The organism is Clavibacter zhangzhiyongii, assembly GCF_014775655.1.
GTDB classification, from domain to species: Bacteria; Actinomycetota; Actinomycetes; order Actinomycetales; family Microbacteriaceae; genus Clavibacter; species Clavibacter zhangzhiyongii.
This window is the reverse complement of sequence record NZ_CP061274.1, coordinates 1,081,799-1,108,485: the sequence shown is the minus strand read 5'-3', so window position 1 is coordinate 1,108,485 and position 26,687 is coordinate 1,081,799. Positions and strand designations below refer to the sequence as shown.

The window sequence follows — 26,687 nt, the reverse complement described above, 5'->3', positions numbered from 1 at the left end:
CATGACCTCCTACGACCTCATCGTCATCGGTGCCGGCCCCGTCGGCGAGAACGTCGCCGACCGCGCGAAGCAGGGCGGGCTCTCCGTGCTCGTCGTCGAGTCCGAGCTCGTCGGGGGCGAGTGCTCCTACTGGGCCTGCATGCCCAGCAAGGCGCTCCTCCGCTCCGGCAGCGCCCTCCGCGCGGCGCGCGCCGTCGCCGGATCGAGGGAGGCCGTCACGGGCGACCTCGACGTCGCCGCGGTGCTGAAGCGCCGCGACTCCTTCACCAGCTCGTGGGACGACCAGGGCCAGGTGAGCTGGCTCGAGGGCATCGGCATCGACCTCGCGCGCGGCCACGGGCGCATCTCGGGGCCCCGCCGCGTCACGGTCACGGCGCCCGACGGATCCGTCACGGAGCACGAGGCCGCGCACGCCGTCGCCGTGTCCACCGGCACCGCCGCGCTCCTCCCCGACATCCCCGGCCTCGCCGAGGCGCAGCCCTGGACGAGCCGCGAGGCGACCGCCGCCGAGGTCATGCCGACCTCGCTGGTCGTCATCGGCGGCGGCGTGGTCGCGGCCGAGATGGCCACCGCGTACGCGTCGCTCGGTAGCGCCGTCACGATCGTCGCGCGCAGCGGCCTGCTCGGCGGGCAGGAGCCCTTCGCGGGCGAGCTCGTCGCCGCCAGCCTCACGGAATTGGGCGTCGACGTGCGCCTCGGCGCCTCGCCCTCCCGCGTCACTCGCGACGGCGACGAGGTGCTCGTGGAGCTGTCCGACGGATCCTCCGTCACGGCCGCCGAGGTCCTCGTCGCCACCGGCCGCACCCCGCGCACCGACGACCTGGGGCTCGACACCGTGGGCCTCGAGCCCGGCGCGTACCTCGACGTGGACGACACGATGCTCGTCACGGGCGCCGTCAACGCGGAGACGCCGTGGCTGTACGCCGTCGGCGACGTCAACCACCGCGCGCTGCTCACCCACCAGGGCAAGTACCAGGCGCGCGCCGCGGGCGAGGTCATCGCCGCGCGCGCTACCGGCGGCGCCGTCGACGACTCCCCGTGGGGCGTCCACGTCGCGACCGCTGACCACCGGGCCGTCCCGCAGGTCACCTTCACCGACCCCGAGGTCGCGAGCGTCGGCCTCACGGCGAAGGCGGCGGACGACGCCGGCATCCGCACCCGCGTCGTCGACTTCGACCTCGGATCCGTCGCGGGCTCGAGCCTGCACGCGGACGGCTACGCGGGCCGGGCTCGCATGGTGGTGGACGAGGACCGCGGCGTCGTCGTCGGCGTCACCTTCGTCGGCCAGGATGTCGCCGAGCTGCTGCACTCCGCGACCATCGCGGTCGTGGGCGAGGTGCCGCTCACGCGCCTCTGGCACGCCGTGCCCTCCTACCCCACCATCAGCGAGATCTGGCTCCGGCTGCTCGAGACGTACGGGCGGCCGACCGCGTGATCCGCGCGGGGCTCGGCGCCGTCGCGGGCGCCGTCCGCGGCGTCCTGCTCGACTCCCCCGTCTCGCGGGCCGGCAGCGGCCTCGCGACGGGCGTCGCGCTCATCGTCGGCCTGCCGCTCAGCACGGGCGAGGTGCGCCGCCACGGCGACCTCATCGTGCTCACGGGCCTGCCGCCGTGGGTCTTCGGCCGCGGCGGCACGTGCGTCGGCCGGGTCTACCTCACGCGCGACAACGCCGGTCCCGCCGTGCTCGAGCACGAGGCCGTCCACGTCGTGCAGTGGCGGCGCTACGGCCTGCTCATGCCGCTGCTCTACTGGTGGGCGGGGCGGGATCCGCTCCGCAACCGCTTCGAGATCGAGGCCGGCCTCGAGAAGGGCGGCTACCGGTGACCGGCCCGCTCGACGGCCGCACCGTCGTCATCACGGGCGCGAGCTCGGGCATCGGCCGCGTCGCCGCCCGGGAGCTGCACGACTGCGGCGCCGACGTGGTCGTGGTCGGCCGCGACCCGGAGCGCACGCGCGGCACCGCAGCGGAGCTGGGATCCCGGTACGTGCTCGCCGACATGGACCGGCTCGACGAGGTGCGCGGCCTCGCGGCGACGCTCCTCGAGACGTGCCCGCGGATCCACGTGCTCGCCCTGAACGCGGGCAGCCTCGTGCCGCGACGCGCCACCACGGTCGACGGCCACGAGACCACGTTCCAGCGCAACGTGCTCGCGCCGTTCCTCCTCACGCGCCTGCTCCTCCCCCGCCTCGAGGACACGCAGGAGGCGCTCGGCGACGACGAGAGCCCGGTGCGCGTCATCGGCACGGCGAGCCGCGCCAACCTCTGGGGACGCGTGCGCCTCGACGACCTCGACTGGCGGAAGCGCCCGTGGCTCGGCGGCTGGCAGGCGTACGGCACGTCGAAGGCGATGATGATCCTGATGATGCGCACGCTCGCCGAGCGCGTCGGCCCGCGCGGCATCGAGGCGTGCTCGTTCCACCCGGGTCTCGTCCGCACCTCGTTCGGATCCGACAGCACGGTGATGCGCGCGCTCCTCGCGCTGTCGATGGGCGCCTACGGCATCTCCGCGGAGGCGGGCGCCGTGCCGCTCGTGCAGCTCGCGTCCATGCCGGACCTCGCGGCGCCGAACGGCACCTACTTCGACCAGCTCACGCCCGACGGGAAGACGACGGCGCAGGCGGCCGACCGGCAGCTGGGGCGCGACCTGTGGGCCGCGCTGGAGCTGGCGGTCGGGCTCGACGGACCTGCCCGACCCTGACCCGGCGACGGGCGGCGCGGCCCGACGCGAGAACGCGTCAGCGCGTCAGCGCGTCGCGAGCAGGTGCAGCAGGTCGTCGTGCCCGCCGACGTGGCCGCCGAGCAGCACGCTGACCTCGGTGACCGGGTGCTCGTCGGAGATCGGCGCGCTGAACACCATCATCTCGCTGGCCCACGCGCCGACGGCACGCGCGACCGCGCTCATGGGAGCGGCGGGCTCGCCGTCGACCCCGCGGCCCGCGCGGGAGATGACGGTGACGACCATGCGCGGCGGATGCGCGAGCGCGACCTCGACGGACGCGTCCGGCACCTCGACGAAGACGCTGCCGCGCGTGCACATGGGCAGCGCCTGGAGCGCGGCCTGGGTCTCGGCGAGGCCGGTCTCGTCGGTGACGAGCAGCACCTGGCGCTTCGTGCCCTTCGCGGTGCGCGTGCGGGTGGATCCGGCCACGGTCAGGAGCCCTCGGCCGCGCCGCGGCGCCAGTAGCCCATGAAGGCGACCTGGCGGCGGTCGATGCCGGTGTCGCGCACGAGGAAGCGGCGCATCGCCTTGATGCAGCCGGACTCCCCCGCGAGCCACGCGTAGAGCGTCGAGCCCTCGTGGACGACGGGCGCGTCCCACACGATGCCCTCGGCGTCGTCGTCCGCGAGCGGCTGCGCCTCGTCGGCGAGCGCGACCTCGGGGGCGGCGATGGCGCCGACCTTCACGTGGCACTCGACCCAGTGGCGCACGGCCTCCTCGAGGCGGGATCCGTTCGGCCGGCCGTCGCGCGGCAGCCAGGTGAGGTGGACGCCCTTCGGCACGCGCACCTCGAGGCGGTCGCCCGTGACGGGCACCTCGATGAAGGCGCAGCCCACGGCGTCCGCGGGCAGGGAGGAGAGGATGTTGCAGATGGCGGGCGCGGCGGTCTCGTCGCCCGCGAGGAGCAGCGAGCGCGCGGCGCCCGGGTGCCACTCGATGCCGAGGCCGCGCGCGGGGCTCAGCGCGTCGGGGCCGATGAGGACGATGTCGTCGCCGACCCGGGCGGCGCCGGCCCAGCGGGAGGCGGGGCCCATGTCGCCGTGCAGCGCGAAGTCGACGTCGACCTCGCCCAGCTCGCGGCGGACCGCGCGGGACGTGTAGGTGCGGAGGGGGTTGCGCTCGGCGTCGGGCAGCGCGCGCCACCAGGCGAACCAGTCGTCGCCGCCGACGCCCGTGAGATCCGGCAGCCCGTGCTCGGCGACCGGCAGCAGCAGCTTGATGCGCTGGTCGAGGCACTCGTCGCCGAAGTCGCGGAGGTCCTCGCTCTGGAACGTGATGCGGAGGAACGTCGGGCTGATGCGCTCGGTGCGGGCCACGCGCGCCGCGAACGGGCGGTAGGCGGGGCGCTCCACCGCGGGTTGCTCCTCGACGGCCTCGGCGGTGGCCGTGCTGCTGTCGAGGGTCGCGGTGGAGGTAAGCACAGCCTAAGTATGGCATGCCTTACCTCAGCGGTCGAGGGTGCGCGGGGCATGCGGGCCGGGATCCACGGGAGGATGTCAGGGTGATCGCCCCCGTCCTCGTCGCCGTGTTCGTGGGCGCGGTGGCGCAGCGGGTCACCGGCCTCGGCTTCGCGCTCGTCGTGGCGCCCGTGCTCGTGATCCTGCTCGGGCCCTTCGACGGGGTGATGGTCGTCAACCTCTGCAGCGTGCTCTCGGCGTCCCTGGTCCTCTCGGCCGTGTGGCGGGACGTGGAGTGGCGGCGCTACCGGCTGCTCGCGGGGCCCGCGGTCGTCGGCATCGTGCCGGGTGCGCTCCTCGCCTACCTGCTGCCGGAGCCGGCCCTCGAGATCGGGATCGGCTGCCTGCTGGTCGCCGCGCTCACGACCTCGCTGGCGCTGCGGCGGACGACCCGGGTGATCGACGGCCCCGGCGTGATGGCGGGCTTCGGATTCTCGGCGGGCGTGATGAACGCGGCGGCCGGCATCGGCGGCCCGAGCGTGAGCGTCTACGCGGTCGTCAGCCGGTGGGAGCAGCGCGGCTTCGCGGCGACGCTGCAGCCGTTCTTCCTCACCACGGGCGCCGTCTCGCTCCTCACGAAGCTCGTGCTCGCGCCGGACCGCTGGCCCGACCTCGGCACGGCGGCCTGGGTGGGGATCGTCGTGACGCTGGTCGCCGGGGTCGGCGCGGGGACGCTGCTGGCGCCCCGGATCCCGACGCGCGGCGCCCGGGCCGCGGTCCTGGTGATCTCGTTCGCGGGCGCGATCACCGCGATCGTCAAGGGCGTCGACGGACTCCTCTAGCGGATCCGCCGTGCCTCACCACTGCGGCGGGTGCCGCCGCTGCCAGTGCAGCCGGCGCTCGAGCTGCCGGCCGATCGCGAGGAGCGTCGCCTCGCCGCCCGGCCGTCCGATCAGCTGCACGCCCATGGGCAGGCCGTCGTCGGTGAGGTGCACGGGCAGCGTGATCGCGGGCAGGCCCGTGACGTTCGCGAACGACGTGTACGGCGTGTACCGCACCTGCTGCGCGAAGTTCCGCTCGCCGTCCTCCGCGTCGTACCAGCCGACCGGCCGCGGCTCCTGCGCGAGCGCGGGCGTCAGCACCGCGTCGACGTGGGCGAACTGGGCGATGACGCTGCGCTCGTAGGCCGTGAGCTGCGCGAGCGCGCGGGCGAGGTCGCGTGCGCTGAGCGCCCGGCCGCGCTCGACGAGCCAGCGGGTGAGCGGCTCGAGGAGGTCGAGCTCGGCGCCCTCGGCGGGGATCCCCGCGGCCCCGGCCTGCCAGATCGTGCGGAACGCGGGCGCGTAGGTCGGATCCGGCCGGAGCGCCAGGTCCTCGAGGCCGTGGCCGACGGCCGCGAGCTCGCGCACGGCGACGGCCAGCGCGTCGCGGGCGGAGGGGTCGAGCGCGATCTCGTACGCGTCGTCCCACGGCGTCGTGGTCATGACGCCGATCTGGAAGCGGCCCTCGCCGCGGACGGCGGCGCCCAGCAGATCGCCGTCGTGGTCGTCCGGCGCGCGCAGGGTGAAGGGGTGCGGGATGCGGCCGTTGACCCGGCCGATCATCGCGTCGAGCAGCATGGCCGCGTCGGCGACGCTGCGCGCGAGCGGGCCGGGCACGACGAGGCCCGCGAGCGACTCCTGGCCGGACCCCGCGGGCACGAGGCCGCGCGACGGCTTGAGGCCGACGAGGCCGGTCGCGGCCGCGGGGATCCGCACGGAGCCGCCGCCGTCGGAGCCGGGCGCGAACGGGAGCAGGCCCGCGGCGACCGCGACGGCCGCGCCCCCGCTGGATCCGCCGGCGCCGCGCGTCGTGTCCCAGGGCGTGCGCGCGGGCGGCGCGACGAGGCCCTCCGTGTAGGACGGCAGGCCGAACTCGGGCGCGCTGGTCTTGCCGAGGCTGATGCCGCCGGCGTCGTCGAGCGCCTGCGGGATCGGATCCGTGCGTTCCGAGACGTGATCGCGGAAGAGGCGCGAGCCGAAGGTGGTGCGGACGCCGGCGCGCTCGGACAGGTCCTTGTCGCCGAACGGGAGGCCCCAGAGCGGCGCGGTGCGCGGCACCTCGCGCTCCACGTGCCGGGCGCGCTCCAGGGCGCGGTCGGCGGTGACGGTCGTGAAGGCGCCGAGGCCCGGATCCAGCCGCTCGATGCGCTCGAGGTAGTGGGTCACGAGCTCGGTCGGGGTGACCTCGCCGCGGTGGAGCAGGTCCCACTGGTCCTGGGCGCTGAGGTGGTGGAGTTCGAACACCGCTCCAGCGTAGGCCGGGCCGGCGCGCGCCCCTCGGCGGGTGACGCGCGGACGGGGCGGGCGCCGGTCGTCCCGGCCCCCGCCCCGTCCGTCACGGGAGCGCTCGCGTCAGCGGCGCGCGACCGCCGCGGCCCGGCGACGGAGCGCGACGAGCGCGAGGCCGAGGGCGAGCGCCGCGAGCGAGGTGCCGAGGACGGGCGCCGCCTCGGATCCGGTCGCCGCGAGGGTCGGCTCCGTGCTCGGCGCGGGCACCGTGCCCGTGCCGGACGGGACGACGGATCCGGACTCCGCGTCGAGCGCGTAGAGCACCGAGGCGCCCGTGCTCGGCAGCAGGAAGGCGAGCTGGTGCGGTCCCGCGGCGAGGTCGGCCGGCACCGTGAAGCGGACGCTCGCGCGGCCCTGCTCGTCGGTCGTGTCGACCACCGAGGCGTCGATCGGCGTGCGCGCGACCTCCTCGCCGTCGATGAGCGTGACGACCTCGGTGTCCTGCACGGGCGCGTTCGAGACGAGCAGCGAGGAGAGCTCGTACGAGCGCTCCTGGCCGGCGCGGGGTGCCTGGCCCGTCGTGTCGACGATCCCGACCGAGCGCGTCGCGGAGTCGGGGTCGACGGGCGAGAACTCGGTGATGTAGTCGACGAACGCCGTGAGGTCGACGCGGCCCGAGTCGCTCTGCTCGGTCGTGTTGCCGAGCTCCGTGAAGTTGTCGCCGCCCTCCGCGAGGAAGCTGTTCGCGACCATCGTGAAGACGCGCGCGGGATCCACCGGCTCGCCCTGGAAGAAGACGCCCGTGATCCGCTCGCCGCGCGCGGCCGTCGGGTCGTACGTGTACGTGAGGTCGCGCGAGAGGCCGAGCTTGAGGAACGGACGCGACGAGCCCTCGGGCTGCCACTGCTGCTCGAGCACCGCCTTGACTCCCGCGCCGGTGATCTTCGCGGTCGTGAGCGTGTTGGCGAACGGTTGCACGATGGCGGCCTCCTTGTAGGTCACCTCGCCCTCCGCGTCGCCCGCGCCGGAGGACGCGAGGGTGAGGTCCTGGCGGATGCCGCCCGGGTTCATGAAGGCGATCTCGGTGCCGAGGTCCGCCTGCGTGGCCCACAGCTGCGCGTCGGCGACGAGGTTGCCGATGGTGGACTCGCCGCCGCGGTTCTCGGAGCCGTCCGTCTGGCGGGCGCGCGTGATGTCGCCCGAGACCTCGCCGACCGTGCGGCTGCCGATGACCTCGGCCTTCGCGACCGCGGCGTCGACGATCCGCTGCACGGCGGGATCCGCGGGGAACGCCGGCTTCCCCTCGGCCGTGAGGAGCGGGACCAGCTCGGAGGAGATGGAGGTGAGCGCCTTCGTGGTGGGATCCACCGTGAGCGACAGGTGCCCGAGGTTCGTGCCGTAGCTGCCGGTCTGCAGCACGGGCAGCGGGAGGTCGCGGCCCGCGACGGGCAGCTCGTAGTCGTAGCCGAGGTGCGTGTGGCCGGAGATCACCGCGTCGACGTCGGCCTGCACGCCCGTGACGATGCGGCCGAAGACCGAGTCGTCGGTGAGCGAGGACTCGTCGGAGGTGGATGCTCCCTCGTGCACGACGAGCACGACCACGTCGGCCTCGCCGTTCGCGTCGTCGCCGTCGCGGAGCGCGCGGGCGGTCGCGGTGGAGGCGTCGACGACGCTGCCGACGTCGATCGTCGCGAGGCCGGCGGGGCTCACGAGCTCCGGCAGCGACTCGGTCGTGGCGCCCACGAACGCGACGCGCACGCCGCCGATGTCCTGCACGTCGTACGCCGCGTAGGCGTGCTCCGTCGTGCCCTTCTCGTAGAGGTTCGCCGAGATGTAGGGGAAGTCCGAGGCGGGGACGACGCGGTCGTCGACGTCGTCGCGGCCCTGGTCGAACTCGTGGTTGCCGAGCGTGGAGACCGAGACGCCCATGGCGTTCAGCGCGTCGAGCGTGGGCTCGTCCTGCTGCGACAGCGACGTGAAGGTGCTCGCGCCGATGTTGTCGCCCGCGGAGATCAGCGTGCTGTTCGGGTTCTCGGCCTTCGCCTGCTGGAACGCGCCCGAGATGACGGCGGCGCCCGCGGTGGACGACGTGGTCTCGAGGCGGCCGTGGAAGTCGTTGATCGAGTAGACGTCGATGGCGACGTCCCCCTCGGCGGCGGACGCGGGCGCGGCGCCGAGGCCGAGGACCGCGGTGGCGGAGAGGCCGGCGACGAGGGCGAGGGCGCCCGTGCGGACGGGGCCGGAGCGCGCGGCCCCGGACGGGTGACGGGTGGGGGCAGAGCGCATGCGGGGACATCCTCGTTCGAGCGGGCGGCGGTGTTCAATACCTTACGTATCTGAGGTTTCCGTGGGGTTAACTCCCGCATCCGCTCCGAGCGCCGGACGGCCGGGCCGCAGCGCCGCGCCGCGCAGCGCCGCGCCGCTCGCTCCGCCTCAGCCGCGCACGAGCCCCGCGAGCTCCGCCCGGGTGGACGCGCCCATCTTCCGCAGCAGGTTCGCGACGTGGAACTTCACCGTGTTCTCGCTGATCCCCAAGGAGGTCGCGATGGCGCGGTTGCGGGATCCGCCGGCCACGAGCGCGAGCACCTCCCGCTCGCGCGCGCTGAGGCCCGCCTCCCCCGCGGCGTCGAGGCCGGCGGCGGGGGCGTCGAGCGGCAGGCGGACGGCGATCTCGGATCCCCACCCCGGCGTCGCCGTGACGTCGAGCGTGCCGTCGAGCGCGGCCACGCGGTCGGTGAGGCGGCGGAGCGCGTCGAGGTCCGCCGTGGTGGAGCCCGCTCCGTCGTCGCGGATCCCCACGAGCAGGTTGCTGCCGTCGCAGTCCCACTGGATGCGCACGCGCGTCACGTCCGGCTCCTCCACGAGGGCGAGCACCGCGCCCCGGACGATGGCCCGGCCCGCGTGCGCGACCTCGCCCGGGAGCGCGCGGCCGTCCACGGGCGGCTCGACGAACTGCACGTCGAGGTCGCGGAAGCGCACGAGCGGGCGGAGGTCGTCGCGCAGCCGGGCGAACGCCCGCGCGACGGGCTCCTCGCCGAGCGAGCGGTCGCGGTCGGAGGCGGCCCGCAGCTCGACCATCGCGTTGGTGGCGAGGTCGGCCGCGGTCTGCCGGGCGGCCGCGTCGCCCGTGCGGGAGGAGCGCAGCACCGCGAGCAGCGACTCGAGGGTCGTGGCGTGCGCGTCGCCCAGCTCGGCGACCACGCGGGCTCGCTCCGAGGAGACCGCGCGGGCCTCCGCGAGGTAGGCCGGCGGGGCCGCGGCGACCTGCTGCCGGATCCCGTGCGCGACGCTCCGCCACAGCGCCCGCACCAGCTCGCGAGCCCGGGCGACGTCGTCGTGGGCGGCGACGGGATCGACGAGGACGAGGAGCGCGCCGGTGTCCGCCCGCCAGGCGGCGACCGTGCGCGGGCGGCCGCCGACGCGGTGCTCGACGGCCCAGGCGGAGGCGGGGTCGGCCCTGGCGGCGTCGGCCCCGGCGGCGAGGCTCGCGAGGATCCCGTCGAGCTCCGCGATGGTCACGTTCTCCACGACCTCCGCCTCGCCGGCCTTCTTGCGGGGGCGGCCCGTGCAGTCCTCGGTGAAGATCACGAGCGCCCGGTGCGCGACCACGGGCTGCACGAGCGCCGACAGCGCGCCGGCGACCTCCTGGAGCGGGGCGGCCAGCGCGTCGTGGAGGCCGTCGAGGAGCGCGACCTGGTCGGCGGCGGAGGGGGCGACGGGACGGGCGGCGGGAGAGGCGGGGTGGGACCGGGACGGCATCCCGCCACCGTACGCCCACCCGGAAGGCCGGTCCGCGCCCGGACACCTGCTCGGACGGGTAGGCGGATCCACCCGTCGGGTGGGCAGCGCCGCGCGACGGGCCGCACCACGATGGAGAGGATGACGAACACGACGCCCGACCCCCGCTCCATCGGCGACGCCCCCGTCGACGTGGCCGCCGCCCTCACGCTCATCTCCGACGAGAACGCCCGCGTCGCCCGCGCGCTGACCTCCCCCGACCTGGCCGCGCGCCTCGACGAGGCGGCCGGCGTGATCCGCGAGGGTCGCCGCGTCTTCGCCCTCGGCGCCGGCCGCTCCGGCCTCGCGCTCCGCATGACCGCGATGCGGTTCATGCACCTCGGGCTCGACGCGCACGTCGTCGGGGAGGCCACCTCGCCCGCGATCGAGGCGGGCGACGTCCTCCTGGTCGCGAGCGGATCCGGCACCACGGCCGGCATCGTCAGCGCCGCCGAGACCGCGCACGGCGTCGGCGCCCGCATCGTCGCGCTGACCACGGCGGACGGCTCGCCGCTCGCCGACCTCGCGGACGTCACCGTGCTGATCCCCGCGGCCGCCAAGCAGGACCACGGCGGCACCGTCTCGCACCAGTACGCCGGCGGGCTCTTCGAGCTCTCGGTCGCGCTCGTCGGCGACGCCGTGTTCCACGCGCTGTGGCAGGCGTCCGGCCTCTCGGCCGACGACCTGTGGCCGCGCCACGCGAACCTCGAGTGACCGACGGCCACCCGATCCCCCACCACCACGACACGCATCACGACAGGAAGAGGAACCGCATGAAGCTCCAGGTAGCCATGGACGTGCTCACGACGAAGGACGCGCTCGAGCTGGCCGGCAAGGCCGCGCCGCACGTCGACATCATCGAGCTGGGCACCCCGCTCATCAAGGCGGAGGGCCTCTCCGCGATCACCGCGATCAAGGAGGCGCACCCCGACAAGATCGTCTTCGCCGACCTCAAGACGATGGACGCCGGCGAGCTCGAGGCCGACATCGCGTTCTCCGCGGGCGCCGACCTCGTCACCGTCCTCGGCGTCGCGGGCGACAGCACCATCGCGGGCGCCGTCAAGGCCGCCAAGAAGCACGGCAAGGGCATCGTCGTCGACCTCATCGGGGTCCCCGACAAGGCGAAGCGCGCGAAGGAGGTCACCGAGCTCGGTGCCGAGTTCGTGGAGATGCACGCGGGCCTCGACGAGCAGGCGGAGGACGGCTACACGTTCGGCGACCTGCTGGAGGCCGGCAAGGCGTCCGGCGTCGCGTTCTCCGTCGCGGGCGGCGTGAAGCCCGGCACCATCGGCGACGTGCAGGACGCGGGCGCCGTGGTCGCCGTCGCCGGCGGCGCCATCTACTCGGCCGACGACCCGGCCGCGGCCGCCGCCGAGCTGCGGGCCGCCATCCGCTGATCCACCCGCCTCACGCGAGCGCCGCGCACCCGTCCCCGGACGGTGCGCGGCGCTCGTGCGTGCGTGCGGGTCGCCACGTCAGCGCAGCGACGCCACCAGCTCGAGCTCCTCGTCGCGCGTGAGGCCGGAGAGGCGCGGCCGGTCGAGCCCGCGCTCGCGCTCGTCGGCCAGCACGTCGCGCATCGTCTCGGCCAGCGGCCGTCGGCGGATCCCCCGCGCACGGATCCCCGCGTCGCTCCGCGCCATGAACCCCGCGGCCTCGCGCGGCAGCCACAGCGGCAGCGAGCGCGGGCCGGCCCAGTGCCGGACGCCCGCGTCGGCGAGCTGCGCGTCGGTCCCGACGACGCGCTCACCGGTGGATCCCGCCGCCTCCGCCGCGAGGTCGAGCGCCTCCGCGAGCGGCACGCTCTCCCCCACCGCGTCGACCACGCCGTCGAGCGCGTCGACGCCGACCTCCACGACGAGGTCGGCGAGGTCCCGCGCGTCGATGACCTGCAGGCGCCGATCGGCGGCGTCGGGCACGAGCACGGGTCCGTCGCCCGCGAGCGCGAACCGCGCGGGCCAGTACCCGAGGCGGTCGCTGTCGTCGCCGGGACCGGTCACGAGCCCGGGGCGGACGATCATCCGCCGTCCGGCGAGCGCCGCGGTCACGGCGCGCTCGGCCGCGACCTTGGCCTGGCCGTACTCCTCGAGGTCGACGGGATCCACGACCGCCGCCGACTCGTCGTCGCCCGCGTGGGCGACGGACGCGTAGACCGACACGGTGCTCACGAGGGTCCAGTGCCGGGCCCGGTCGGCGAGCGCCGCCACCGCGCGGCGCGCGTGCTCCGCGGAGGAGGTGAGGTCGACGACCTCGTCCCAGTCGGCGTCGACGACCGCGTCGTAGGCGTCGTCGCGGTCCCGGTCGGCGGCGACGTGCCGCGATCCCGTGGGCACGGATCCCGAGGCCCCGCGCGCGAGGCACGTCACCCGGTCGCCGCGCGCCACCAGGCGCTCCGCGACCAGCCGGCCGATCCACGCGGTGCCGCCGAGCACGAGCACGTCGCGCGCGCCGGCGCCGGCCGCGGCGGAGGCGCGGGTCGCCGCGGAGGCGCGGGTCGCCGCGGAGGCGCGGGTCGCCGCGTCGGCGGTCATGCCCCGCGCGTCGGCGTGGGCTTGCCCGGCCGCACGGACGCCGTGTCCGCGACGTCGATCCGCGTCACGCCGTCCCCCTGATCCGTCACGTCGACCCGCGGGGCCGCATCCGACTCCACCGCCTTCGGCGCCGTCGTCAGCTGCTCGTGCCGCTTCTCGTCGAAGTCCTCGACCTCGCCCTGATCCTGGTCCTGGTGCTGCTGCATCGGTGCGCCTCTCGTCTCCCCCACCGTACGCGGCGGCGCGCCACGCGAGCGAGGCCGGTCGCCCTCCGCCGCGCGCCCCGGCCATGCGCCCTCCATGTCGCGCCTCCGCCGCACGCCCTCCGCCATCGGGGGGATGCCCGCGCCCATCGGCCCCGCGTACGGTGGCGGCATGAGCGCACCGGAGCCCGCACCCCCCGCCGCCGCCTTCCCCGCGCCGCCCCCGCCGCCCGCCCTGCCGCCGCTCCCCGAGCGCCCGCCCGTGCCGTACCACCACGGCCTCCGGGACACCGGCGGGCCGTGGCGCGGCATCCTCGCGATCGTCCTCGGCACGGTCGCGTTCCTCGTCCTGTCGCTCGTGTTCGGCGGCGTCGCGATCCTCATCGAGATCCTCGCGGGCCGGGCGGATCCCCAGGACGAGGCGTCGCTGACGACCATGACGCCCACCTTGCTGCTCGCCACGAACCTGTCGCTCGCCGCGCTGATCCCCGTCTCGATGCTGCTGCAGCGCTGGCTCTTCGGCGTGCGCATGGGCGCGATGTCCTCCATCGCCGGCCGCTTCCGCTGGCGCTGGCTCGGCCGCGCGGCCCTCGTCATGGTGCCGGTCTTCCTCGTCTACATCGGCGTGACGTTCGCGCTCGACCCCTCCGGCGAGATCCGCCTCGACGGCGAGGTCCTCGCGTACCTCGTCATCGTGCTGCTCACCACGCCGCTGCAGTCGGCGGGCGAGGAGTACGGCTTCCGCGGCCTCGTCCAGCGCTCCGCCGGATCCTGGTTCCGCGACGGCCGCGTCGCCCTCGTCGTCGGCGCGATCCTCTCCAGCAGCCTCTTCGCGCTCGCGCACCTCGCCGCCGACCCGTGGCTCATCGCGTACTACTTCGTCTTCGGCCTCTCGGCGACGATCTCCGCGCGGCTCACGGGCGGCCTCGAGGCGCCCGTACTCATCCACGCGCTCAACAACACGCCGCTGTTCATCCCCACCGTGATCCTCGGCCAGATGTCCGAGAGCTTCGACCGCAGCGCGGGCACCGGCGGCCCGTTCATGCTGCTGCCGATGGCGGTCGTGCTCGGATCCGCGCTCCTCACCGGCTGGTGGGCCCGCCGTCACCGCGTGGAGACGACGGCGCCCCGCCCCCTCACCGCGAAGGAGGAGCGGCGGGAGCGGGAGCGGGCGTGGTGGGCCGAGGAGCTCCGGCGCCGGGAGACGATCGCCGCATGGCCCGCGCCCACCGGCTCGGCTGCTCCGCCGGCTTGAGGGACGCCTGCATGGTGACCGTGCCGAGCCAGCGCCCGAACTTCCAGCCGACCCGGCCCATCCGCCCGCTCTCGGTGAAGCCGAGCGACGCGTGCAGCCGGATGCTCGCGTCCGCGCCCTGGTCGGCGATGACCGCGATCACCTCGCGGATCCGCGCCTCGCGGCATGCGTCGAGCAGCGCCTCCAGCAGCTCGCGGCCGAGGCCCTTGCCGGTGGACGCGGCGCCGAGGTAGATCGAGTCCTCCACCGTGGTCCGCGACGAGCGGCGGTTGCCCACGGGCTCCACGAGGGCGTAGCCGAGCACCTGCCCGGACGGCGAGACGGCGACGAGGAACGGCATGCCCATCCGCTCGAGCTGGCCGAAGCGGCCGCGCCACCTCGCGAGGGTCATGCGCGTCTCGTCGAAGGTGACGGTGCTGTTCATGACGTAGTGGTTGTAGATCTCGCGGATGTCCGGGAGGTCGGACGTCGTGGCGGGCCGGATCTCGTAGGAGAAGACGGGCACGGGCGGCGCGGGCTTCCGGAGGTGCGCGGGCAGGCGGCGCCGGGTCTGGTATTCCTCCTCGAGCATGCCGCGATCCTACGGGGACCCCGGCGACCGCGGCCGGATCGGACGGCGTGCGCTCAGAGCCGCCAGTCGACGGGATCCGCGCCCTGCTCGGCGAGCAGCGCGTCCGCCCGGCTGAACGGCGTCGAGCCGAAGAACCCGCGCGACGCCGAGAGCGGGCTCGGGTGCACGGACGTGATCGACGGCACGGGGGCGAGCATCGGCGCGAGCGACCCCGCGTCCTTACCCCAGAGGATCGCGACGAGCGGGCCGCCGCGCGCGGCGAGCGCCCGGATCGCGCACTCGGTCACGGCCTCCCAGCCCTTGCCGCGGTGGGAGGCGGGCGCGCCCGGCCGCACGGTGAGCACGCGGTTGAGCAGCAGCACGCCGCTGCGGGTCCACGCGGTGAGGTCGCCGTGCTCAGGCGTCGGGATCCCCAGGTCGTCCCGCAGCTCGCGGTGGATGTTGACGAGGCTCCGCGGCACGGGCCGCACGTCCGGCTCGACCGAGAACGACAGGCCGACGGGGTGGCCGGGGGTGGGGTACGGGTCCTGGCCGACGATGAGCACGCGCACGTCGGCGAGCGGCTGCTGGAACGCGCGCAGCACGCGGTCGCCCGCGGGCAGGTAGGGGCGGCCGGCGGCGACCTCGGCGCGCAGCCACTCCCCCATCCGCGCGATGTCGTCGGCGACCGGCGCGAGCGCCTCGGCCCAGCCGGCGTCCATGAGCCCGCGCTCGACGAGCTCGGGCAGGGTCAGCGCCACGGCCGGTGGATCAGGACGCGCCGGCGGAGCTGACGGTGACGCCCGTCTCCGAGCCGATGACCGACCAGACGCTGCCGCGCCCCTCGACGACGAGCTGGCCCTCGCCCACGATGAGCACGGTGCCCTCGTCGATGGCGACGCCGCCCTCGACGAGGCCCGCCTCGGTGGCGGCGATGAGCCGGGTGAGGGTGCCCCACTGGGCGGCGTGCACGTCGACCGCGACGTCGATGAGGCCGATGCCCTGCTCGACGGTGACCTCGTCGAGTTCCTCGCTCGCGGCCTCCTGCACGACCTCGACGTCGCCGATGCGCCAGCCGCCCACGATGGCGGTCTCGGCGGCGACGGCCGCGCCGGCGGAGAACCCGAGGTACGGGACGCCCGCGGTGACCTGGCGGCGGATCTCGCCGAAGACGGGCTCGAGCGCCTGACGGTACGCGGGGGTGAGGCCGCCGCCGACGACGATGCCGTCGACGTCCTGCAGCTGCGCGACCTCGATGGATCCGCCCTCGGGCGCGAGCACGGCGACCGGGTCGCACGCTCCCGCGGCACGGAGCGCGGCGGCGTACCGGTCGAACTCCTCGGCGCCGAGGCCGTCGTGGACGAGGACCACGGCGACGCGGGCCGGCTCCAACCGGGCGGCCGCGGTCGCCCTCGTCGTCGCCTCGGACAGGAACCGCGCGAGGAGGGGGGTGTCGTCATCCGACAGGCCGCCTCCGACCAGGTGCACACTCACCCCTCGACGGTACAGGGCCGGGCCGGGAGCTAGGGCCGCGCAGCGCCACCCACAGATGCCCGGCCGGGGAAAGAAGAAGCCCGGCACCTCCGTGAGGAGGAGCCGGGCGGGTGATGCGGTGGTGACCCCAACCGGATTCGAACCGGTGTTACCGCCGTGAGAGGGCGGTGTCCTAGGCCGCTAAACGATGGGGCCGTTTTTGCAACTCGTCGAGTATGCCACAGCGTCCGCAGCCGGACCAAATCGAGCCCCGACCGGGCGGATCCGAGCCCGCCGCACCCCGTCCGCCCGCACCCGCCGACCCCCGCCTCGCGCCCCCGATCACCGCCGCGCCGCGCCCCCGCGCGCCGGTTTGCCCCCGCCGCCCGGACGGTGTTGGCTCCTCTCATGCGATTGACGAAGCTCGAGCACGCCGCCCTCGTCCTGGAGATGTCGGGGCGCAAGCTCTTCATCGACCCGGGCTCCTTCACCACCCCCATCACCGAGGCGATGAACGCCGACGCGATCGTCATCACGCACGAGCACCCCGACCACTGGACCCCCGAGCAGCTGAAGCGCATCCTCGACAAGAACGAGGGCGTGCCCATCTACGCGCCCGAGGGCGTCGCCGCCGCGGCCGCCGACTTCGACGTGACGGTCGTGCACGCGGGCGAGACCGTCGAGGTCGGGCCCTTCACCCTGCGCTTCTTCGGCGGCGCCCACGCGGTCATCCACGAGTCGATCCCCGTCGTCGACAACCTCGGCGTGCTCGTGAACGACGCGCTCTACTACGCGGGCGACTCCTTCGTCGTCCCCGAGGGCGTCGACGTCGACGTCCTGGCCGCCCCCGCCGGCGCCCCCTGGATGAAGATCAGCGAGTCCATCGACTACGTCCTGGCCGTGGCACCCCGCCGCGCGTTCCCCACGCACGAGATGGTGCTGTCCACGGCGGGCAAGACCATGTCGAACGGGCGCCTGCAGTGGGCGACCGAGCAGGGCGGCGGCGAGTTCCACGCGCTCGAGCCCGGCGACAGCCTCGACCTCTAGGGCTCGCACGGCGTCGGCCGCCGATAGCATCGGGATGGCGCGCCCGCAGGGGGTGCGCCCGGAGGGACGCGGGGTCGCACGGGCATGGACGGTCTCGCCGCGGCGTCGCTCATCATCGAGTTCCTCACCTGGATCGCGCTCGTCCCGGGCATCGCGCTCTACGTCACCGGCGTGTCGGTGCGCGTGCTCGGGCGCCGCTGGACCGCGACCGAGGGCCTCGTCGCCGACGGCCCGGCCGACGCCGACGGGTCGAGCGCCCGCGTGCTCCGCTGGTTCGACGGCGACGGCGAGGTGCACGAGGCGGCGGCGGACTCCCCCGAGACCCGCGACCTCGCCGCCGGATCCGACGTGCGCGTCTGGTTCTCGCCCCGCGCCCCGTGGCGGGTCCGCACCCACGCCCCCGAGCTCGACGGGCGAGCGCTCCGCGTGACCGGGCTCGTGCTCATCGGCATCGGCGCGGCCTCGGCCGTCGCGGGCATCGCGCTCCTCTTCCTCGAGTAGCAGCCCGCGCTGATCCGCCCGCTGGGGATCCGCCCGCGTGGTCGGAGGCGCTCCATGCGGCCGTATAGACTCGCTCCTCGAAGGGGAGTACTCCCATCCGGCGGTCGTGTCGTCAGTACGGTCGGACCACTCCGACCCGTGCGGCCGGTTCCGCGAGCAGCAGCTCGCGGGGTGGAGGAGACCTTCAGTACCCCACCGGACCCGACGCGGTCCGAGTACTGGAGAACCCCTCATGGATGTCCCCTTCTGGCTCTGGGCCGCGACCATCGCGGCCGTCCTCGGCCTGCTCGTCTTCGACTTCTTCGCGCACGTCCGCAAGGCGCACGAGCCGACGCTCAAGGAGTCCGCGACCTGGTCCGTCGTCTACATCGTCATCGCGCTCGTGTTCGGCGTGGGCGTCGGCGTCTTCTCGAACTGGACCTTCGGCGGCGAGTACTTCGCCGGCTACGTGACGGAGAAGGCGCTGAGCGTCGACAACCTCTTCGTCTTCCTCATCATCATGTCGAGCTTCGCCGTGCCGCGGGCCTTCCAGCAGAAGGTGCTGCTCGTCGGCATCGCGATCGCGCTCGTCATGCGCGGCATCTTCATCGCCATGGGCTCCGCGATCATCGACAACTTCTCCTGGGTCTTCTACCTCTTCGGCGCGCTCCTGCTGGTCATGGCCTACAAGCAGATGAAGGAGACGCACGACGAGGACGAGTCGGATTCGAAGCTCATCCGCACGCTCCGCCGCTTCATCCCCACCTCGGACCACTACGACGGCGACAAGCTCACGACCCGCGTCGACGGCAAGCGGCTCTTCACCCCGATGTTCCTGGTGATGCTCGCCATCGGCCTCACCGACGTGCTGTTCGCGCTCGACTCCATCCCCGCGATCTTCGGCCTGACGCAGGAGGCGTACATCGTCTTCACCGCCAACGCCTTCGCGCTGCTCGGCCTCCGCCAGCTGTACTTCCTGATCTCCGGGCTCCTCGAGCGCCTCGTGTACCTCTCGCAGGGCCTCGCGGTGATCCTCGGCTTCATCGCCGTGAAGCTCGTGCTGCACGCGCTGCACGTCAACGAGGTGCCGTTCATCAACGGCGGCGAGCATGTGGAGTGGGCGCCCGAGATCCCGATCTGGTTCTCGCTGTCGTTCATCCTGCTCACCATCACGGTGGCGACCGTCGCGAGCCTCGCGAAGACGAAGCGCGACGCGACCGCCGTCGAGGGCACCGACGCGGCGGCCTCCGTCGAGGGCGAGAAGGCACCGGTCGGCGCGGACGACGACGCGGCGCGCGGCTCCGGCCGCAGCGTCGACGACGAGCGCCACGCGGACGCCGGTCGCGACGTGGACGCCCCGCGCCGCTGACGCTCCCCCGCACGACGACGACGCCCGCTCCCGCATCCGGGGGCGGGCGTCGTCGTGCGCGCGGATGCGTGCGTGCGGGCGTCAGGCGAGCGGGCCCTCGGGGATCATGCCCTCGGCCGTGAGCTCGGCCCACAGCTCGTCCGGCACCGGACGGGACGCGTGGGCCGCGTCGTCGCGCACCTCGTCGGCCGACGCCATGCCGAGCGCGACGGTGCTGATGGCGGGGTGGCGCAGCGGGAACCGGATCGCGGCGTGCGGCAGCTCCACGCCGTACCCGGCGCAGATCTCGGCGATGCGCCGGGCACGCGCGAGCACCTCCTCGGAGGCCGGCCCGTACTCGTAGGTCGCGCCGTCGGCCGGGTCGTCGGACGCGGTGATGCCGCTGTTGAAGACGCTCACGGCGATGATGCGCGTGCCGTGCTCCTCGGCGGCGGGGATCACCTCGTGCAGCGCCGACTGGTCGAGCAGCGTGTAGCGGCCGGCGACCATGGCGAGGTCGAGCGCGCCCGTGCCGATCAGCGCCGCGAGCGAGCGCGGGGTGCCGGATCCGACCCCGATCGCGCCGACCACGCCCTCGTCGCGGAGCCGCGCCAGCGCGGGCACGGCCTCGTGCACGGCCTGGTCGAGGTGCTCGTCGGGGTCGTGGATGAGGAGGACGTCGACCCGGTCGAGGCCCAGCCGCGCGAGCGAGTCGTCGAGGGAGCGCCGGACGCCGTCGGCGCTGAAGTCCCAGCGGCGCACGTGGTCGCGGGGGACGTCGAAGAGGTCGTCGTCCCGCAGCCCCTCCGGGTCGACGGGCTCGAGCACCCGGCCGATCTTGGTGGAGACCACGTACTCGTCCCGCGGGCGGGAGCGCAGCGCCTCCCCCAGCCGGCGCTCCGCGAGGCCCAGCCCGTAGTGCGGCGCGGTGTCGAAGTACCGGATCCCGGCGTCCCACGAGGCGCGCACGACCTCGTGCGCCTGGTCGTCCGGGATCGCGCGGTAGAGGTTGCCGAGGGTGGTGGTGCCGAGGCCGAGCTCGGGCAGGTCGATGCGGCTCATGGATCCAGCATGCTCCGGGCGGGCCGCGTCGCCCGCGCCGGGTCGGTGGCGGACGACGCGGTGGTGGCCGGGACCGGGACCGCCGGTCAGCCGAGGCGCGTGCTGGTGATCCCGCCGTCGACGTCGAGGCGCGCGCCGTGCACGAACGCGGCCTCATCCGACACCAGGAAGCGCACCGCGTACGCGATGTCGACGGGACGCACGGGTACGCCCGCGACGGTGGTCGCGGTCATCGCCGCGAGCACGTCGGCCGAGTCCGCGTTGCCCGGGGTCGAGGTCGCGCCCGGCGCCACGGTGTTCACGCGCACGCCGCTCGGGCCGTACTCCGCGGCCCACGTGCGGGTCATCTGCTCGACGGCCGCCTTCGAGGCGGTGTACGCCGCACCGAAGGGCACGCCGACGCGCGACATCCACGAGCCGATGTCGACGATGGCGCCGGACCCGCGCTCGGCCATGGCGGGGGCGAGCTCCGCGACGAGCACGTGGGGCGCGCGGACGTTGATGGCGAGCACGGCGTCGAGGTCGTCGTCCGCGAGCGCGGCCGTGGGCCCGACCGGGTAGACGCCGGCGTTGTTCACGAGGATGTCGACCCGGCCGCCGAGGGCGGCGGTCGCCGCGCGGGCGAAGCGGCGGACCTCCTCGTGGTCGGCGCCGAGGTCGACCGTGACGGCGTGCGCCCGGCCCCCGCTCGCGGTGATGGCGTCGACCACGGCGGCGGCGCGCTCGGCGCTGCGTCCGCTGACGACGACCTCGGCGCCGGATGCGGCGAGCACGCGGGCGATGGCCTCGCCGATGCCGCTGGTGGATCCGGTGACGACGGCCGTGCGGCCGGCGAGCCGGGTGTCGGGGGTGAGGGACTGGAGGATCTCGTTGTTGGACTGCATGGTCCAATCAATAGCACGGATTGGACCGAGTGGTCCAGGAAGGTAGGATCGGAGCATGGCGGAGTCGGGGATCACGGAGCGCGGCCGGCGCACCCGCCAGCGGATCATCGAGGCGACGGGCGAGCAGATCCTCGCCTCGGGCATCGGCGGCACGACCCTCGACGACGTGCGCGCCGCCACCCTCACCAGCAAGAGCCAGCTCTTCCACTACTTCCCGGGCGGGAAGCTGGAGCTCGTGCGCGAGGTCGCCGCGTGGGAGGGGCAGCAGCTCCTCGAGGCGCAGGAGCCGCACATCCACGACCTGGGCTCCTGGGAGTCGTGGGAGGCCTGGCGTTCCGCGCTCGTCGACTACTACATCGGACGCGGCCGGTGGGCGTGCCCCATCGGCTCCCTCGCCACGCAGGCCTCCGCCACCGATCCGGAGCTCGAGCGCAGCATCGCGGAGGGCATGCGGGCCTGGCGCGCCTTCCTCGCCCGCGGGGTCGAGAGGATGCGGGAGGCGGGGTTCGTCGCGGCGTCCGCGGATCCCCAGCGCACCGCCACGGTGATCCTCGCGGCCATCCAGGGCGGCCTCGTGCTCAGCCAGCCCGAGCGCTCCGCCTGGCCGCTCGAGGCTGCGCTCGACACGGCGCTCGCGCCCCTGCACGTGGCCGGCTCCCGCGCCGCCTGATCCAGCCGCGGTCCCGTCGCGCCCCTCGCACACTTTCGTGCGGAGCGGCCAAGACGCCCGGCGTACGGTCGGAGCATGGAATTCAGATACCTCGGCAACTCCGGCTTCAAGATCTCCGAGATCACCTACGGCAACTGGCTCACCCACGGATCGCAGGTCGAGAACGACACCGCGACCGCGTGCGTGAAGGCCGCGCTCGAGGCGGGGATCACCACCTTCGACACCGCGGACGTCTACGCCAACACCAAGGCGGAGACCGTGCTCGGCGAGGCGCTCAAGGACGAGCGGCGTGCCTCGATCGAGATCTTCACCAAGGTCTTCGGCCCCACCGGCCCGAAGGGCCACAACGACACGGGCCTCTCGCGGAAGCACATCATGGACTCGGTCGACGCGTCGCTCACGCGCCTGCAGACCGACTACATCGACCTCTACCAGGCCCACCGGTTCGACTACGAGACCCCGCTCGAGGAGACGATGCAGGCCTTCGCCGACGTCGTCCGCCAGGGCAAGGCGCTCTACATCGGCGTCAGCGAGTGGACGAGCGAGCAGCTGCGCGCCGGCCACGCGCTCGCCACCGACCTCGGCTTCCAGCTCATCTCGAACCAGCCGCAGTACTCCGCGCTCTGGCGCGTCATCGAGGAGGAGGTCGTGCCCACCTCGAAGGAGCTCGGCATCTCGCAGATCGTCTGGTCCCCCATCGCCCAGGGCGTGCTGACCGGCAAGTACAAGCCCGGCCAGGAGCTGCCGTCCGGATCCCGCGCGACCGACGACAAGGGCGGCGCGAACATGATCAAGCGCTTCATGAACGACGACACGCTCTCCCGCGTGCAGGCGCTGCAGCCCGTCGCCGACGAGCTCGACCTCTCGCTCGCGCAGCTCGCCGTCGCGTGGGTGCTGCAGAACGAGAACGTGGCGTCCGCGATCATCGGCGCCTCGCGTCCCGAGCAGGTGCACGAGAACGTGAAGGCGTCCGGTGTGACGATCCCGGCGGAGCTCCTCACCCGCATCGACGACGCCCTCGGCGACATCGTCGAGAAGGACCCGCGGAAGACCGACGAGAGCTCGCCGAAGACCCGCGAGGCCTGATCCGCCGCCTCGCCCAGCACGACCGCGCGGCCCCGCCCGAGATGCTCGGGCGGGGCCGCGCGTCCATCTCCCGGTCACCCCGCGGACAGCGCTCGCCCCGAGGGCACCCAGCGCACGCGGCGTAGGCTCGCGACATGGAATTCCGCTACCTAGGCAACTCAGGCTTCAAGATCTCCGAGATCACGTACGGCAACTGGCTGACCCACGGGTCGCAGGTCGAGAACGACACCGCCACGCAGTGCGTGCAGGCGGCCCTCGACGCCGGCATCACCACGTTCGACACCGCGGACGGCTACGCGAACACCGTCGCCGAGAAGGTCCTCGGGGACGCGCTCAAGGGCGAGGACCGCGACTCGCTCGAGATCTTCACGAAGGTCTACTTCCCCACCGGCGCCAAGGGCCACAACGACACCGGTCTCTCGCGCAAGCACATCATGGCGTCGATCGACGGCTCGCTCGGCCGCCTGCAGACCGACCACGTCGACCTGTACCAGGCGCACCGCTACGACTACGAGACCCCGCTCGAGGAGACGATGCAGGCGTTCGCCGACGTCGTCCGCCAGGGCAAGGCGCTCTACATCGGCGTCAGCGAGTGGACCCCCGAGCAGCTCCGCGAGGCGCACGGCTTCTCCCGCGAGCTCGGCTTCCAGCTGATCTCGAACCAGCCGCAGTACTCGGCCCTCTGGCGCGTCATCGAGGAGGAGATCGTCCCGACCTCCGCCGAGCTCGGCATCTCGCAGATCGTCTGGTCCCCCATCGCCCAGGGCGTCCTCACCGGCAAGTACAAGCCCGGCCAGGACCTGCCGCAGGGCTCGCGCGCCACGGACGACAAGGGCGGCGCCGACATGATCAAGCGCTACATGAACGACGACGTCCTCACGCGCGTGCAGGAGCTGCAGCCCGTCGCCGACGAGCTGGACCTCTCGCTCGCCCAGCTCGCCGTCGCCTGGGTCCTCCAGAACGACAACGTCGCCTCGGCGATCATCGGCGCCTCGCGCCCCGAGCAGGTGCACGAGAACGTGAAGGCCTCGGGCGTCACGATCCCCGCGGAGCTCCTCACCCGCATCGACGACGCCCTCGGCGACGTCGTGGAGAAGGACCCGTCCAAGACGAGCGACAGCTCGCCGAAGGGGCGCCTCTCCTGATCCGCAGGCGCTGAGCACGACGACGGCCCCGCTCGAGCAGATGCTCGGGCGGGGCCGTCGGCATGTTCGCGAATGCTCGTGCGGGGCAAAAGGAAAAGGCCCGGACATCCGGGCCTTCGTTTCCTGATCATTCAGTGCTGGGGTACCTGGACTCGAACCAAGAACAAAAGAATCAGAATCTTCCGTGTTGCCAATTACACCATACCCCAAGGTCCCGATGCGCGATCGGGCCTCGTCGAGTGTAGCCCATCGGCCGGATCCACGCCAAACCGGCGCGCGCCCGACGGGCCCCACGCGTCAGATCCGCGGCAGCAGGTCCCGGTTGATCGCGCTGGCGGCGCGCGCGCCGAAGCCGGCCGCGATGATCAGCTGCTGCGGGCCCGGCTGCGAGCTGTCGCCCGCCGCGTAGACGCCCGCATGGGACGTGCGGCCCTCCGCGTCGACGGCGATGTGGCCGTCGTCATCGGTGTCGAGGTCGAGGCCCGCGAGGAAGTCGAGGGCCGTCGAGTAGCGCGGGCGCACGAAGCCACCCGTGCGCGGGACGACCGAGCCGTCCTGCATCCGGATGCCCGCGACGGCCGCACGCTCGCCCTCGATGTCGGCGACGGGCCGGCGGTCGACGCGGATGCCGAGGGTCGCGAGCCCGCGCTCCCCCGCCTCGTCGATGCGGGCGACGCCGTTGGTGAAGACGATGATGTCGCGCGACCACTGCGAGAGCAGCAGGGCGCGCTCCACGAGGTCGTCGGTCTCGCCGATGAGGAACAGCGGCTCGTCGGCCTTCTCGTAGCCGTCGCACTCCATGCAGCTGTGCACCGCGGTGCCGTAGTACGCGCGGATGCTCGGCAGGTCGGGCAGCGTCTCCACGAGGCCCGTGGCGATGAGGATCCGGCGCGCGTGCACCTCGCGGTCGGGCGCGCGGCGGACGCCCTTCGCACGGACCGTGAAGCCGCCCTCGGCGGGCTCCGCCGACTGCACGACGGCGAGCTGGAACTCGCCCTCGTCGTAGGACTCCACCTCGACCTGGCCGAGCTTGCGGAGCTCGAGCGGGGAGATACCGTCGCGGGTGACGAAGCCGTGCGACATGAGCGTCGCGGCGTTCCGCGGCCGGCTGCTGTCGAGCACGAGGGTGCGGCGCCGGGCCCGGACGAGGTTCAGCGCGGCGGAGAGGCCCGCGGGGCCCGCGCCGATGACGACGACGTCGTAGGAGTCGCCGGACGCGGTGGAGCCGGCGCCGGTCGCGCCGGCGCCCGCGGGGTCACTCACCGAGCATCCCCGCGAGGCGGTCGAGGCGCGCGATGGTCTCGTCCTTGCCGAGCAGCACCATCGACTCGAACAGCGGCGGCGAGATGCGGCGCCCGGAGACGGCGACGCGCAGCGGCCCGTAGGCGAGGCGCGGCTTCATGCCCATGCCGGTGATGAGGGTGTTCTGCAGCATCTCCTGCACCAGGTCGACGTCCCACTGCGTGTGCGGGACGCCGTCGAGCGCGCCGCGCGAGGCCGCGAGCACCTCGCCGGCGTCGTCCTTGAGCGCCTGCACCGCGGCGTCGTCGTACGGCAGCGCGTCGGCCGTGGTGAAGAGGAACGACAGCAGGTCGGGCGCCTCGCCGAGGAGCTGCATGCGCTCCTGCACGAGCGGCGCCGCGGCGTCGAGCATGCGCTTCTCGTCGTGCGTGAGCTCGGCGCCGACGACGCCCGCGGCCTGCAGGTACGGCACCAGGCGCCCGGCGAAGTCCTCGAGGGCGAGGAGGCGGATGTGGTCGCCGTTCAGCGACTCCGCCTTCTTCAGGTCGAAGCGCGCGGGCGCGGGCGTGACGTCGGCGACGTCGAACGCGGTGATCATCTCCATGCGCGAGAACACGTCGCGGTCGTGCGTGAGCGACCAGCCGAGGAGCGCCAGGTAGTTGATGAGGCCCTCGGGGATGAAGCCGCGGTCGCGGTGGTGGAACAGGTTCGACTCGGGGTCGCGCTTGGAGAGCTTCTTGTTGCCCTCCCCCATCACGTAGGGCAGGTGGCCGAAGCGCGGGATGGCGTCGGCCACGCCGATGTCGATGAGCGCGTGGTACAGCGCGATCTGCCGGGGCGTCGACGACAGGAGGTCCTCGCCGCGGAGCACGTGCGTGATCCCCATGAGCGCGTCGTCGACGGGGTTCACGAGCGTGTAGAGCGGGGCGCCGTTCGGGCGCACGAGCACGAAGTCGGGGAAGGACCCGGCCGGGAACGTGACCGTGCCGCGCACGAGGTCGTCGAAGGAGAGGTCGGTGTCCGGCACGCGGAGGCGCAGGGCGGGCGCGCGGCCCTCGTCGCGGAACGCCTGGCGCTCGACCTCGGTGAGGTCGCGCTCGAAGTTGTCGTAGCCCATCTTCGGGTCGCGGCCGGCGGCGCGGTTGCGCGCCTCGATCTCCTCGGCGGTCGCGTAGCTCTCGTAGAGGTGGCCGGACGCGGTGAGCTTCCGGATCACGTCGAGGTAGAGGTCGGTGCGCTGCGACTGGCGGTACGGCGCGTGCGGGCCACCGACGCCCTCGCCCTCGTCCCAGTCGATCTCGAGCCAGCGCAGCGCCTCGATGAGCTGCCGGTAGCTCTCCTCGCTGTCGCGCGCGGCGTCGGTGTCCTCGACGCGGAAGACGAGCTTGCCGCCGGTGTGGCGCGCGTACGCCCAGTTGAACAGCGCCGTGCGGATGAGCCCCACGTGCGGCGTCCCGGTCGGGGACGGGCAGAACCGGACGCGGACGTCGGTGCCGGAAGCGGTGGTCACGGGGTGCGCGGTTGTCTCAGTCATCCTGCATCCGATC

At 73.9% G+C, this 26,687-nt stretch carries 27 protein-coding genes and 2 tRNA genes; 13 read left to right on the top strand and 16 right to left on the bottom strand.

The genetic code is table 11. From position 1 onward, the window contains the following. The first annotated feature begins 1 nt into the window (after position 1). Genes H9X71_RS05320 through H9X71_RS05310 form a run of 3 tightly spaced genes read left to right on the top strand, consistent with a single transcriptional unit; the run spans position 2 to position 2,699 of the window. Positions 2 to 1,435 carry a dihydrolipoyl dehydrogenase family protein gene (locus H9X71_RS05320; RefSeq protein ID WP_191148657.1) on the top strand — a complete coding sequence of 478 codons (1,434 nt, stop codon included), beginning with the start codon at positions 2 to 4 and terminating at the stop codon, positions 1,433 to 1,435. Next, entirely contained in the window at positions 1,432 to 1,824 is a 393-nt protein-coding gene (locus H9X71_RS05315) for a Fe-S oxidoreductase (protein WP_191148656.1), read from the top strand. Before H9X71_RS05320 ends, H9X71_RS05315 begins: the two co-directional genes overlap by 4 nt. Then, a complete protein-coding gene (locus H9X71_RS05310; protein ID WP_191148655.1) occupies positions 1,821 to 2,699 on the top strand; it encodes an SDR family NAD(P)-dependent oxidoreductase in 879 nt (292 codons plus the stop codon). Before H9X71_RS05315 ends, H9X71_RS05310 begins: the two co-directional genes overlap by 4 nt. Before the next feature lie 45 nt (positions 2,700 to 2,744). On the opposite strand, the gene H9X71_RS05305 is transcribed toward H9X71_RS05310, so the two are convergent. Continuing rightward, positions 2,745 to 3,149 (bottom strand): SIP domain-containing protein, encoded by a 405-nt coding sequence (locus H9X71_RS05305; RefSeq protein WP_191148654.1) that lies wholly within the window; start codon positions 3,147 to 3,149, stop codon positions 2,745 to 2,747. A 2-nt stretch (positions 3,150 to 3,151) separates the two neighbouring features. Further along, entirely contained in the window at positions 3,152 to 4,141 is a 990-nt protein-coding gene (locus tag H9X71_RS05300; protein WP_191148653.1) for a siderophore-interacting protein, read from the bottom strand. A gap of 80 nt (positions 4,142 to 4,221) precedes the next feature. On the opposite strand from H9X71_RS05300, the gene H9X71_RS05295 reads away from it, so the two are divergent. After that, positions 4,222 to 4,959 (top strand): sulfite exporter TauE/SafE family protein, encoded by a 738-nt coding sequence (locus tag H9X71_RS05295; protein ID WP_191148652.1) that lies wholly within the window; start codon positions 4,222 to 4,224, stop codon positions 4,957 to 4,959. A gap of 15 nt (positions 4,960 to 4,974) precedes the next feature. Here the strand turns inward: H9X71_RS05295 and H9X71_RS05290 are convergent, their stop codons facing one another. The 3 genes from H9X71_RS05290 to H9X71_RS14870 all read right to left on the bottom strand — a co-directional run bounded on the left by H9X71_RS05290 (position 4,975) and on the right by H9X71_RS14870 (position 10,146). After that, positions 4,975 to 6,402, bottom strand: coding sequence for an amidase (locus tag H9X71_RS05290; RefSeq protein ID WP_191148651.1), 1,428 nt, complete (start codon positions 6,400 to 6,402; stop codon positions 4,975 to 4,977). Positions 6,403 to 6,510: 108 nt separating this feature from the next. Further along, on the bottom strand, positions 6,511 to 8,673 hold the full coding sequence (locus tag H9X71_RS05285) for a bifunctional metallophosphatase/5'-nucleotidase (RefSeq protein WP_191148650.1): 2,163 nt from the start codon (positions 8,671 to 8,673) through the stop codon (positions 6,511 to 6,513). Positions 8,674 to 8,820: 147 nt separating this feature from the next. After that, on the bottom strand, positions 8,821 to 10,146 hold the full coding sequence (locus H9X71_RS14870; protein ID WP_244961817.1) for a LuxR C-terminal-related transcriptional regulator: 1,326 nt from the start codon (positions 10,144 to 10,146) through the stop codon (positions 8,821 to 8,823). 120 nt (positions 10,147 to 10,266) lie between these two features. Between H9X71_RS14870 and hxlB the strand changes: the two genes are divergently transcribed. Together hxlB and hxlA are read left to right on the top strand one after the other, a co-directional pair. Then, positions 10,267 to 10,878 (top strand): 6-phospho-3-hexuloisomerase, encoded by a 612-nt coding sequence (hxlB, locus tag H9X71_RS05275; RefSeq protein WP_191148649.1) that lies wholly within the window; start codon positions 10,267 to 10,269, stop codon positions 10,876 to 10,878. Positions 10,879 to 10,937: 59 nt separating this feature from the next. Further along, complete coding sequence (gene hxlA / locus H9X71_RS05270) at positions 10,938 to 11,561, top strand: 3-hexulose-6-phosphate synthase (protein WP_012037809.1); 624 nt, start codon at positions 10,938 to 10,940, stop codon at positions 11,559 to 11,561. A 78-nt stretch (positions 11,562 to 11,639) separates the two neighbouring features. On the opposite strand, the gene H9X71_RS05265 is transcribed toward hxlA, so the two are convergent. Then, the gene (locus tag H9X71_RS05265; RefSeq protein ID WP_191148648.1) at positions 11,640 to 12,695 is read right to left on the bottom strand and encodes an NAD-dependent epimerase/dehydratase family protein; all 1,056 of its coding nucleotides are present in this window, start codon (positions 12,693 to 12,695) and stop codon (positions 11,640 to 11,642) included. Next, positions 12,692 to 12,901: a hypothetical protein gene (locus tag H9X71_RS05260; protein WP_191148647.1), complete on the bottom strand. Its 210-nt coding sequence runs from the start codon at positions 12,899 to 12,901 to the stop codon at positions 12,692 to 12,694. The genes H9X71_RS05265 and H9X71_RS05260 overlap by 4 nt, the downstream gene beginning before the upstream one ends. Before the next feature lie 169 nt (positions 12,902 to 13,070). Here H9X71_RS05260 and H9X71_RS05255 point away from each other — a divergent pair, with 169 nt between their 5' ends. Beyond that, positions 13,071 to 14,153 carry a CPBP family intramembrane glutamic endopeptidase gene (locus H9X71_RS05255; protein WP_244961816.1) on the top strand — a complete coding sequence of 361 codons (1,083 nt, stop codon included), beginning with the start codon at positions 13,071 to 13,073 and terminating at the stop codon, positions 14,151 to 14,153. On the opposite strand, the gene H9X71_RS05250 is transcribed toward H9X71_RS05255, so the two are convergent. The 4 genes from H9X71_RS05250 to H9X71_RS05235 all read right to left on the bottom strand — a co-directional run bounded on the left by H9X71_RS05250 (position 14,035) and on the right by H9X71_RS05235 (position 16,392). Further along, the gene (locus tag H9X71_RS05250) at positions 14,035 to 14,724 is read right to left on the bottom strand and encodes a GNAT family N-acetyltransferase (protein ID WP_191148646.1); all 690 of its coding nucleotides are present in this window, start codon (positions 14,722 to 14,724) and stop codon (positions 14,035 to 14,037) included. The two genes, H9X71_RS05255 and H9X71_RS05250, sit on opposite strands and share 119 nt — an antisense overlap. Before the next feature lie 53 nt (positions 14,725 to 14,777). After that, entirely contained in the window at positions 14,778 to 15,464 is a 687-nt protein-coding gene (locus H9X71_RS05245; protein WP_191148645.1) for a uracil-DNA glycosylase, read from the bottom strand. 10 nt (positions 15,465 to 15,474) lie between these two features. Continuing rightward, positions 15,475 to 16,197, bottom strand: coding sequence for a Type 1 glutamine amidotransferase-like domain-containing protein (locus tag H9X71_RS05240; protein WP_191148644.1), 723 nt, complete (start codon positions 16,195 to 16,197; stop codon positions 15,475 to 15,477). Between the two features lie 119 nt (positions 16,198 to 16,316). Then, positions 16,317 to 16,392, bottom strand: a tRNA-Glu gene (locus H9X71_RS05235). Between the two features lie 192 nt (positions 16,393 to 16,584). Between H9X71_RS05235 and H9X71_RS05230 the strand changes: the two genes are divergently transcribed. The 3 genes from H9X71_RS05230 to H9X71_RS05220 all read left to right on the top strand — a co-directional run bounded on the left by H9X71_RS05230 (position 16,585) and on the right by H9X71_RS05220 (position 19,072). Continuing rightward, positions 16,585 to 17,223 (top strand): MBL fold metallo-hydrolase, encoded by a 639-nt coding sequence (locus H9X71_RS05230; RefSeq protein ID WP_191148643.1) that lies wholly within the window; start codon positions 16,585 to 16,587, stop codon positions 17,221 to 17,223. 84 nt (positions 17,224 to 17,307) lie between these two features. Then, complete coding sequence (locus tag H9X71_RS05225) at positions 17,308 to 17,724, top strand: sortase (protein WP_191148642.1); 417 nt, start codon at positions 17,308 to 17,310, stop codon at positions 17,722 to 17,724. Positions 17,725 to 17,956: 232 nt separating this feature from the next. After that, positions 17,957 to 19,072 carry a TerC family protein gene (locus H9X71_RS05220; RefSeq protein ID WP_191148641.1) on the top strand — a complete coding sequence of 372 codons (1,116 nt, stop codon included), beginning with the start codon at positions 17,957 to 17,959 and terminating at the stop codon, positions 19,070 to 19,072. Positions 19,073 to 19,153: 81 nt separating this feature from the next. Here H9X71_RS05220 and H9X71_RS05215 read toward each other — a convergent pair whose 3' ends face one another. Together H9X71_RS05215 and H9X71_RS05210 are read right to left on the bottom strand one after the other, a co-directional pair. After that, positions 19,154 to 20,113 (bottom strand): aldo/keto reductase, encoded by a 960-nt coding sequence (locus tag H9X71_RS05215; protein ID WP_191148640.1) that lies wholly within the window; start codon positions 20,111 to 20,113, stop codon positions 19,154 to 19,156. A gap of 86 nt (positions 20,114 to 20,199) precedes the next feature. Beyond that, on the bottom strand, positions 20,200 to 20,997 hold the full coding sequence (locus H9X71_RS05210) for an SDR family NAD(P)-dependent oxidoreductase (protein ID WP_191148639.1): 798 nt from the start codon (positions 20,995 to 20,997) through the stop codon (positions 20,200 to 20,202). Positions 20,998 to 21,052: 55 nt separating this feature from the next. On the opposite strand from H9X71_RS05210, the gene H9X71_RS05205 reads away from it, so the two are divergent. The 3 genes from H9X71_RS05205 (at position 21,053) to H9X71_RS05195 (ending at position 23,898) form a co-directional block, all read left to right on the top strand. Next, entirely contained in the window at positions 21,053 to 21,667 is a 615-nt protein-coding gene (locus tag H9X71_RS05205; RefSeq protein ID WP_191148638.1) for a TetR/AcrR family transcriptional regulator, read from the top strand. A gap of 75 nt (positions 21,668 to 21,742) precedes the next feature. After that, positions 21,743 to 22,753: an aldo/keto reductase family protein gene (locus H9X71_RS05200; RefSeq protein ID WP_191148637.1), complete on the top strand. Its 1,011-nt coding sequence runs from the start codon at positions 21,743 to 21,745 to the stop codon at positions 22,751 to 22,753. 134 nt (positions 22,754 to 22,887) lie between these two features. Further along, positions 22,888 to 23,898: an aldo/keto reductase family protein gene (locus tag H9X71_RS05195; RefSeq protein ID WP_191148636.1), complete on the top strand. Its 1,011-nt coding sequence runs from the start codon at positions 22,888 to 22,890 to the stop codon at positions 23,896 to 23,898. A gap of 137 nt (positions 23,899 to 24,035) precedes the next feature. On the opposite strand, the gene H9X71_RS05190 is transcribed toward H9X71_RS05195, so the two are convergent. The 3 genes from H9X71_RS05190 to gltX form a co-directional block, all read right to left on the bottom strand. Then, positions 24,036 to 24,107: transfer RNA gene (locus H9X71_RS05190), tRNA-Gln, on the bottom strand. Between the two features lie 88 nt (positions 24,108 to 24,195). Then, positions 24,196 to 25,161: an NAD(P)/FAD-dependent oxidoreductase gene (locus tag H9X71_RS05185; RefSeq protein ID WP_191148635.1), complete on the bottom strand. Its 966-nt coding sequence runs from the start codon at positions 25,159 to 25,161 to the stop codon at positions 24,196 to 24,198. Beyond that, positions 25,154 to 26,674 (bottom strand): glutamate--tRNA ligase, encoded by a 1,521-nt coding sequence (gene gltX / locus H9X71_RS05180; protein WP_191148634.1) that lies wholly within the window; start codon positions 26,672 to 26,674, stop codon positions 25,154 to 25,156. Before gltX ends, H9X71_RS05185 begins: the two co-directional genes overlap by 8 nt. Positions 26,675 to 26,687 lie beyond the last annotated feature (13 nt).

What these genes read in the sequence shown, in the direction of transcription:
- H9X71_RS05320 (WP_191148657.1), top strand. Translation starts at nt 2, where the DNA reads ATGACCTCCTACGACCTCATCGTCATCGGTGCCGGCCCCGTCGGCGAG.
- H9X71_RS05285 (WP_191148650.1), bottom strand. Translation starts at nt 8,673, where the DNA reads ATGCGCTCTGCCCCCACCCGTCACCCGTCCGGGGCCGCGCGCTCCGGC.
- H9X71_RS14870 (WP_244961817.1), bottom strand. Translation starts at nt 10,146, where the DNA reads ATGCCGTCCCGGTCCCACCCCGCCTCTCCCGCCGCCCGTCCCGTCGCC.
- hxlB (WP_191148649.1), top strand. Translation starts at nt 10,267, where the DNA reads ATGACGAACACGACGCCCGACCCCCGCTCCATCGGCGACGCCCCCGTC.
- hxlA (WP_012037809.1), top strand. Translation starts at nt 10,938, where the DNA reads ATGAAGCTCCAGGTAGCCATGGACGTGCTCACGACGAAGGACGCGCTC.
- H9X71_RS05265 (WP_191148648.1), bottom strand. Translation starts at nt 12,695, where the DNA reads ATGACCGCCGACGCGGCGACCCGCGCCTCCGCGGCGACCCGCGCCTCC.
- H9X71_RS05260 (WP_191148647.1), bottom strand. Translation starts at nt 12,901, where the DNA reads ATGCAGCAGCACCAGGACCAGGATCAGGGCGAGGTCGAGGACTTCGAC.
- H9X71_RS05255 (WP_244961816.1), top strand. Translation starts at nt 13,071, where the DNA reads ATGAGCGCACCGGAGCCCGCACCCCCCGCCGCCGCCTTCCCCGCGCCG.
- H9X71_RS05250 (WP_191148646.1), bottom strand. Translation starts at nt 14,724, where the DNA reads ATGCTCGAGGAGGAATACCAGACCCGGCGCCGCCTGCCCGCGCACCTC.
- H9X71_RS05230 (WP_191148643.1), top strand. Translation starts at nt 16,585, where the DNA reads ATGCGATTGACGAAGCTCGAGCACGCCGCCCTCGTCCTGGAGATGTCG.
- H9X71_RS05225 (WP_191148642.1), top strand. Translation starts at nt 17,308, where the DNA reads ATGGACGGTCTCGCCGCGGCGTCGCTCATCATCGAGTTCCTCACCTGG.
- H9X71_RS05220 (WP_191148641.1), top strand. Translation starts at nt 17,957, where the DNA reads ATGGATGTCCCCTTCTGGCTCTGGGCCGCGACCATCGCGGCCGTCCTC.
- H9X71_RS05215 (WP_191148640.1), bottom strand. Translation starts at nt 20,113, where the DNA reads ATGAGCCGCATCGACCTGCCCGAGCTCGGCCTCGGCACCACCACCCTC.
- H9X71_RS05210 (WP_191148639.1), bottom strand. Translation starts at nt 20,997, where the DNA reads ATGCAGTCCAACAACGAGATCCTCCAGTCCCTCACCCCCGACACCCGG.
- H9X71_RS05205 (WP_191148638.1), top strand. Translation starts at nt 21,053, where the DNA reads ATGGCGGAGTCGGGGATCACGGAGCGCGGCCGGCGCACCCGCCAGCGG.
- H9X71_RS05200 (WP_191148637.1), top strand. Translation starts at nt 21,743, where the DNA reads ATGGAATTCAGATACCTCGGCAACTCCGGCTTCAAGATCTCCGAGATC.
- H9X71_RS05195 (WP_191148636.1), top strand. Translation starts at nt 22,888, where the DNA reads ATGGAATTCCGCTACCTAGGCAACTCAGGCTTCAAGATCTCCGAGATC.
- gltX (WP_191148634.1), bottom strand. Translation starts at nt 26,674, where the DNA reads ATGACTGAGACAACCGCGCACCCCGTGACCACCGCTTCCGGCACCGAC.